Here is a 7,368-nt window from a genome sequence, read left to right on the forward strand (position 1 = left end):
TGCAGATCCCGCGGGTGGGCGACGAGGTGGTGATTGACTTTATCAACGGGGATCCGGACAGGCCGATTGTCACGGGCCGGGTGTACAACGAAGCGAGCATGCCGCCGTGGGCGCTGCCGGCGGCGGCGACGCAGATGGGTTTTTTGAGCCGGAGTAAGGATGGCTCGCCAGACAACGCCAACGCCCTGCGCTTCGAGGACAAAGCGGGGGAAGAGCAGGTGTGGATCCAGGCGCAGAAGAATATGGATACCCAGGTGAAGAACGATGCTTCTCATAGCGTGGGGCAGAATCACTCTCACTATGTTGGAGCCAGTGAACAGTATCGTGTCGTCGAGGATCAAGATGTTGGGGTAAAAGGAAGCGCCACCCTGCTCACCGGTAATACACGAACAGATAATGCTTTGGGTGCCTATGTGCTGGGGTCAGGGACATCAATCAGGCTGGAATGTGGCAAGAGCGTTGTTGAATTAAAAGAGGATGGCAATATTAATATCACAGGTATCAATTTCAATGTAACTGTAGATAAAACGGGTGAGATTAATACCGGTGAAGAGTTATATCTGAACCCTTCAAATGGCAAGGCAGCTACAATGGCTCCAGGTGAAGGACATAAGGAAAAGATTCAAACACAGTTAAATAACTATTTTGCGAAAAAATAACCTGTCAGGGAGGATATATGGCTAAATATCAACTTCAGGAAGCCTCTGTTGAGTTACCTGATGTATTCAAAGATCGCACAATGAATCTGTTTACGCTGAGTGAGAATAATGCCAGCGAATTTACTTTCGTCGTTTCAAGAGCAACTGCAAAAAGTGATGACACTTTACAGAGCATTTCATCACGATTAGTCAAAGAAATGACAGTCACTCTGCAGGGGTTTGTCCTGGCGTCATCACAATCAGTTTTGATCGATGGACAGCCTGCAACAGAACTTTTTTACCATTTTAAAAATGGTCATGCAGCTATCTGGCAGAAGCAATCTGTCGTCTTGCTTAATGAGGAAAGACAGGGAAGGAAGATGGTCTGTTTTATTGGAACCTGTCCGGACAGTTTCGATGAATATTATCAAAAACAATATGACACGATCATCAACAGCATCCGTTTCCGCCAGGAGGGAAAAGATGATTTTATCTCTCAACCTCTGTCAGCGACCAGTGAAAAAGTCTATTTTGCACTGGATAATGACAGCAAAGAACTGTTTGTTTTTGAAACGCTAAATGGTCTTTACCAGCATATTGATTTACAGCGGGCTTTAAATGGAGCGTATCTGTTTTACGATGCAGCCGGCCATCCTCTGCACATCGCTCCTTTGCCTAAAGCGCGGGAGCAGGAAACAACACGCTATGCATTATGGACAACCTCACCCAAAAGAGCTCAACAGATGTCTTCAGTCATGTTGGTATGCAGGTCGATAAAGGGTTCCTCAATGCTTAATACGGCCGAAGCCATCGCTGCCTTTATCCAGGCAAACGGGGATGTTTGATCCATGAGCGAGTTTAATGCGGCCCGCGAACTTGATGACATAGCCCACAGTGCCTCAAAAACCTGGATGATTGCCGGATTGATTGGAGGGGCCATTTTAGGGGCGGCTGCCGTCGTAGTAACCGGTGGCGCGGCATTAGTCGTGGTAACCGCGGCAGCGGCCGCTGGAGCAACCGCTGCTGGCGGTATTGGTGAAGTGCTTGGCAGCATGTCCTGGGCTCCAAGGCATTTGACAGGAAAACTGTCTGATGGCTCCCCAAATGTGATCATTAACGATCGCGCTGCGATCCGGGCCCATTTATCAACCGGAGAATGTGATGAGCACAGTGGTTCAAAGCAGCGGGTTGCAGAAGGATCGATTAAGGTCTATATCAACGACTTCCCTGCCGCACGCATCGGCGATCGTCTGACCTGTAGCGCCGAGATTTTTTCAGGATCTTTTAATGTTTTTATCGGTGGCAGCAAGCGACAAACGGACGATATAAGCCCGGAAATACCGGGTTGGGTAAACTGGGTGATGCTGGGCATTGGTGCGGCGGCGATAGGTGTGCTGGCTTCCCCGGCTATCGCTATTCTAAGTACTTTCGGCGCACTGGGTGGCGGCTATGCCGGAAGTTATATCGGCGGCAGACTCTTTGGCGAAGGCAGTAATGGTCAGAAGTGGTCAATGCTTGCTGGCGGTCTGATTGGCGGTGCTGCGGGTGGCAAAGGCGGGGCAAAGTTCGATAGCTGGCGCAGTGCAGAGTTATTCAAAGCCGAACCTGAAATTGTTCCTGAAGTCCTGCCAGAAACACCCCGAATGACACTTGCTGATGCAGTAGGTAAGGATACAGCGGATGCCTGGATAAAAGCGGCTAAAGAAAATACTTTGGACAATGCTCCAGCTTATTTAGAGAAACTAAGCGATGATCAACTTGGAGCTTTGTATGGATATACTACAAATGAAGGATATACTGCATTAAATCCAGCCCTACGCGGTCAGACTTTGTTAACGCCTGAGCTTGAAGCATTTGCAGGACATGCTACTGATGGATTGAATAATCTTCCGTCATATGAAGGAATAACTTCAAGAGGTGTAAGCTCTCTCCCGGAGAGTATACTAGATTTAAATCAACAAGGAAATATAGTTTCTGATGGCGCATTTATGAGCACTTCATCGAGTCAGCCATTTTCTGGAAATATAAATATGACTGTGAAAGGTTCTTCAGGTAAAGATATTTCATTTCTTTCGCAATATAACCATGAAGCTGAAGTTTTGTATCCTCCAGGAACTAAATTTGAAGTTATGGGCAGAGTAGAGCAAAATGGAAGGATTGAGCTTATGTATGAGGAAAGGCCATGATTGATATCAGAGAAGATGAATTCATTTTGTCACAATATGCTCAGAAATATCGTAATCTAGCACCTCCTGTCTCTCGGCAGCTACAAAGCAGAATGGAGTATGCTCTCCCTGAAAAGACACAGCATGCACATGCTATTTCTCAGGAGAAACCTGATTGGCTGCAAAACATACACCAGATTATCACCGAAGAAGATGCGCTGGATAAAGCCAAAGGTGCTTTGGTAGGATTAGCGGTTGGCGACGCAATAGGAACAACTTTAGAGTTCCTTGTCAGAGATAGCGCAACCGTTAGTGACATGGTGGGAGGAGGGCCATTCAGACTGAAACCCGGAGAATGGACTGACGATACATCAATGGCCCTGTGTCTGGGTGAAACTTATCTTGAAGCTGGCTATATGGACATGCATGTTTTCAGAGAGAAACTTGTTCGCTGGTATCATCATGGTGAAAATAGCAGTAATGGACGTTGTTTTGACATTGGTAATACAACCCGATTTGCACTGGATGAATACTTAAAACACGGTGACCAATGGTTTGGTAATACTTCTCCTGAAACAGCAGGTAATGCAGCTATCATCAGGCATGCACCTGTGGCGATCTTCAACCGTAAATCTCTTTATAAAAATTTGACGGAAGCAAAACAACAAAGTATAGCTACGCATGGTGCTGTTGAATCAATAAGCTCCAGTCAATACTTAAGCCTGATTTTGCATCATTTGCTAAATGGTCATACTAAACAAGAGACATTCTCGCCCCATGTCTGGCCATGTTCCTTAAGAGTCCTGCTTATTAATGCCGGAGAGTATAAAGAAAAGTCCCGCAGCCAAATCCGCTCCAGCGGCTACGTTATTGATTCACTTGAAGCAGCAATATGGGCAGTGTGGAACACGGATAATTTCCGGGATGCTATCCTTCTGGCGGCAAATCTTGCAGATGACGCTGACAGCGTGGCAGCAACTGCCGGCCAAATTGCTGGAGCACTGTATGGCTATACTGAAATCCCTAAAGAATGGCGGGATAAATTAGTGCAGGAACCTCGCATTGCAGCAATGGCAGAACAACTTTTTAAACGCGCCCCTGAGAGTCAATAAAATCAGAGTACAGGGCATATCTGTTATTCTCGAAATCTCATTGCAGGTAAGCTGCAATGTATAAATTTATCCAAATTTCCGATGGGCTGTCACCTTTCGGGTCTAACCGACCCGAACAATTTCGTATAAACCCACGAAAGAGTATATAGACAATCATTCGAAAGAGTTTGAAAATGGTTCATCGAGAATCGTACTAAAAGATGCATACGATCAATATGGGCTTGGTAAGCCTGATCCATGGCAAAGTGAATTTTTTGGTTCTAAAGAGGGAACTACAAAAGTAATCATTGAGTCAGCTGGTAATACCTCTAATATGGCTGAGCAGTTAGGGGTTTCACAAGAGCAATTAGAAAGCGGCCAATTGTTAAGAGTTGATTTTCTGCCAACTGAAAAGTATAACATTAGGATGCCTTCAGGGAACGAGTTTGGTGTGAACGATCAATGGTTGCCTGGTGGTCGTTTACCTACAGGAAAACCCGAGGCTATTATTTCGACGAAAAATATGGTCGAAGGAATTGATTATAAAGTTTACGATATGACAACGGGAGAGCTATATGAATGATGTCATTTTATTATATGGAAAAAAATGGGAGTGCGACTTTTATAAATCAGGCGATGACTTTATTATTACGATCGTTTTTTCAGAGTATAATAATTTTTCTCAGATGGATGTTTTCAGAAGTTTTAGGCTAAGTGACAATGAAATACAAAAACTATGTTTTTGCAGCGATGTTGAGTTACTTGCAGGTGAGTTAAAAAAAGAATATCCAAATAATAAAGATAAGGAAATTATTCCTTATCTACTCCTTCCTGCGCGAAAATCCGTTATGAAGTACTCCCAACCGGATGATAAAATCCTTGAGATTCCTTGCTGATTTAATGGTGGTGGAGTGGTTTATATAGCAATTAAATGTATGTATAGACTGATATGTTGTAATAATAATCCCCCACAGCTCCACATCCTCCCGGGAAATAAATTAAGCGGGCTATATGGTTAGTTTACTATTAACAGGAGGGGTAGTCCTTTGTTATTAGGATAAAAAATTAATAAAGGGAGCCGCATCAAGATCTATAATAAAGTCATATGAGTTCTTAAATTACGGGGATCTGGGGGGGCAAAAATAACAGGAATACAGAGGGGGTTTAAAAAACTGTAAATAACCCTGTGTAACTGCCGCTGAATTAAAGGTGATCGCTCAGGCGGTCACCTAACTCGATAATAAAACGACTCATTGCCAGCCGCCAGTTCTGGAACGACATACACCTTTTTTTGAAGAATCTCTGATAGCAAGATAAATAACTTTCCGCACTAAACGTCTGTCGGGAACACTTTGCGTTTCTTTATCGCCTGACGGATTACGTTTTTCAGTTACTCGATGGCATTAGTGGTGTAGATTGCCTTGCGGATATTCGGCGGGTTGCCGAAGAACGTATTCAGATTTGGGTAAATAAATGAATGATTATACAGCTCTGGATTATATCAATGACGCCATTTTAATTACTGAAATGAGACTAAAAAATAATAAAGATTTAATCTTTATATGATGACGCTTGATCAATTAAATTTTGTTCGGTCTATATTGACTGGGGTCGGGAAGGACAAAAGTAAATTGCATACGATGAATCTTGGTGTGTTGGCTTATAAAGAGCTTGATCCTATCGATCCAGAATTAGCGATAAACATTTCAAATTTAAATTGTATTTCTTCAAAGATTTCCAGTGGACTCAAAGTTATTCTCCTGCATAAATAAGATGTTAAGTATATTAAAAGGCAAAGACGTAACATAAAATTAAAATGATACGAAAATCTCACATATATTTTTCATTTTTGGATATAAATTTCGGTTTTAATGAAGGTTTCTTTAATTTCAATAGAGTGTAATATTTTCTATTTTACCAATGTTTCGTGTAATAACATAAGAATTTAGTTATGTTGAAAAAAGATAAGCCTCGCTATTTCTGGGGTTGCTCTGAAGAAAATAGAGATGATCAAGGTTTATAGGCAATATATGATTCTATGGTTAACAAATTTAATTTCTAAATCTAATTATGGCAGGATTTAAAACAGTAAAGATCAGTAGAATTTTTCCACCTCTTAGTTATATGCAAAAAAATCAAGGCTTCAGTGCTATTTTTCTATTGACTCTTTAGTTACTTATTTGTAGCGCCTCAGATGAGGACAGAGGTTGAAGTCAGGTTGCCTCATAAAAATCATTATAAAATAAATAAAGCTACCCTCAAGAGTAAATACCCTGATGGTTTTTTGAATGCTGCGTATTATACAGCAGCATCCCTGCTTTCCTCTGTCCACTATCAGGAAAGAGATCCGCTGTTCTTATACTAAATAACACTTTTTGCCGCAACAACCTTATAAACGTTACTTGCTGATCGCGGGTTAAAGATTTATAGCGCAAGCCACAGCCTTAAGTTCATATCAGCGTCGATCGTGCAGGCCTATGGCTGCTGGATCCGCAAAGTTAATCACTACCGCGCCCGCGTATAACCGGCGGGCGCGGCCAGTCAGGGAAATCACTATGTTTGATCGTATCACCGTCCAGCTGCCCGTCGCGGGCCTGCTGTTCTGGAAACTGAGCGGCAGAGAAGCTCTCTCGCACGCCTTTGAGATAACCGTGGAGCTGCTGAGCACCGATGCGCGCATTGAGCGCAAGGCGCTGCTCGGCCAGCCGCTTACCGTCTCCATCCCCACCCAGGGGCTGACGGGCGGCACCCGCTATCTGAATGGCAAAATCACCCGCATGGCGGTCAGCAGCACCGAGCTGAGCGGCACCCGCTACGCGGTCTACCGCCTGACCATGGAGCCGGAGCTGTGGCCGATGAAGCGCGACCGCAACCTGCGTATCTTCCAGAACCAGACCGCGCCGGAGAGCATCAAAACGCTGCTGCGCGAGTACGGTGTGAACGTCGAGGACCGGCTGACCGGCAGCTACCGGGTGTGGGAGTACAGCGTTCAGTATCAGGAGAGCAGCTTTAATTTTATCAGCCGCCTGATGGAGCTGGAGGGCATCTATTACTTCTTCCGCCACGAAGCGGACAAACATACCCTGGTACTGATGGACAGCGCGCAGCAGCACCAGCCGTTTGCGGGCTACGAGGCCATTCCCTATCATGTCACGCCCTCCGGGGGCAGCACCCGTGAGGAGGGGATCAGCCAGTGGAGCCTGGAGGATAGGGTGACGCCGGGGCTGTACAGCATCGACGACTACGACTTCCGCAAGCCAAACGCGTGGATGTTCCAGGCGCGGCAGAACCCGGCCTCGCCGTCGCCGGGGCAGATAGACGTCTACGACTGGCCGGGACACTTTGTGGACCACGACCACGGCGAGTTCTACGCCCGCATCCGTCAGGAGGGATGGCAGGTGGAGCACCAGCAGATCGCCGCCCGCGGCACCGCGCTGGGGCTGGCGCCGGGTAACACCTTCACCCTGCTGAACG

The 7,368-nt window shown here is 45.3% G+C and carries 8 protein-coding genes and 1 pseudogene; 8 read left to right on the forward strand and 1 reads right to left on the reverse strand.

Annotated features, from left to right (window positions below; all coding sequences use genetic code 11):
- The 6 genes from ACLRGG_RS10070 to ACLRGG_RS10095 form a co-directional block, all read left to right on the forward strand.
- Window positions 1-659 (forward strand): bacteriophage T4 gp5 trimerization domain-containing protein (locus ACLRGG_RS10070; RefSeq protein WP_416249645.1); only part of this gene is annotated, 659 nt, incomplete at its 5' end.
- 17 nt (window positions 660-676) lie between these two features.
- Window positions 677-1,483: a DcrB-related protein gene (locus ACLRGG_RS10075; protein ID WP_416249646.1), complete on the forward strand. Its 807-nt coding sequence runs from the start codon at window positions 677-679 to the stop codon at window positions 1,481-1,483.
- A gap of 3 nt (window positions 1,484-1,486) precedes the next feature.
- The gene (locus ACLRGG_RS10080; RefSeq protein ID WP_416249647.1) at window positions 1,487-2,824 is read left to right on the forward strand and encodes a PAAR domain-containing protein; all 1,338 of its coding nucleotides are present in this window, start codon (window positions 1,487-1,489) and stop codon (window positions 2,822-2,824) included.
- A complete protein-coding gene (tri1, locus tag ACLRGG_RS10085) occupies window positions 2,821-3,915 on the forward strand; it encodes an ADP-ribosylarginine hydrolase Tri1 (protein WP_416249648.1) in 1,095 nt (364 codons plus the stop codon). The genes ACLRGG_RS10080 and tri1 overlap by 4 nt, the downstream gene beginning before the upstream one ends.
- Before the next feature lie 313 nt (window positions 3,916-4,228).
- Window positions 4,229-4,477, forward strand: a complete 249-nt coding sequence (locus tag ACLRGG_RS10090; RefSeq protein WP_416249649.1) for a hypothetical protein — start codon at window positions 4,229-4,231, stop codon at window positions 4,475-4,477.
- Complete coding sequence (locus ACLRGG_RS10095) at window positions 4,470-4,790, forward strand: hypothetical protein (RefSeq protein WP_416249650.1); 321 nt, start codon at window positions 4,470-4,472, stop codon at window positions 4,788-4,790. The genes ACLRGG_RS10090 and ACLRGG_RS10095 overlap by 8 nt, the downstream gene beginning before the upstream one ends.
- Window positions 4,791-5,097: 307 nt before the next feature.
- Here ACLRGG_RS10095 and ACLRGG_RS10100 read toward each other — a convergent pair.
- Window positions 5,098-5,362 (reverse strand): annotated as a pseudogene (locus ACLRGG_RS10100) (transposase); the annotation flags it as partial.
- Between the two features lie 97 nt (window positions 5,363-5,459).
- Between ACLRGG_RS10100 and ACLRGG_RS10105 the strand changes: the two are divergent.
- Window positions 5,460-5,666 carry an immunity protein Tsi6 family protein gene (locus tag ACLRGG_RS10105; RefSeq protein ID WP_416249807.1) on the forward strand — a complete coding sequence of 69 codons (207 nt, stop codon included), beginning with the start codon at window positions 5,460-5,462 and terminating at the stop codon, window positions 5,664-5,666.
- A 783-nt stretch (window positions 5,667-6,449) separates the two neighbouring features.
- On the forward strand, window positions 6,450-7,368 hold a 919-nt coding region (locus ACLRGG_RS10110; protein ID WP_416249651.1), incomplete at its 3' end, for a type VI secretion system Vgr family protein.

It is taken from the genome of Erwinia sp. PPS120 (assembly GCF_047918655.1).
GTDB classification, from domain to species: domain Bacteria; phylum Pseudomonadota; class Gammaproteobacteria; order Enterobacterales; family Enterobacteriaceae; genus Erwinia; species Erwinia tasmaniensis_A.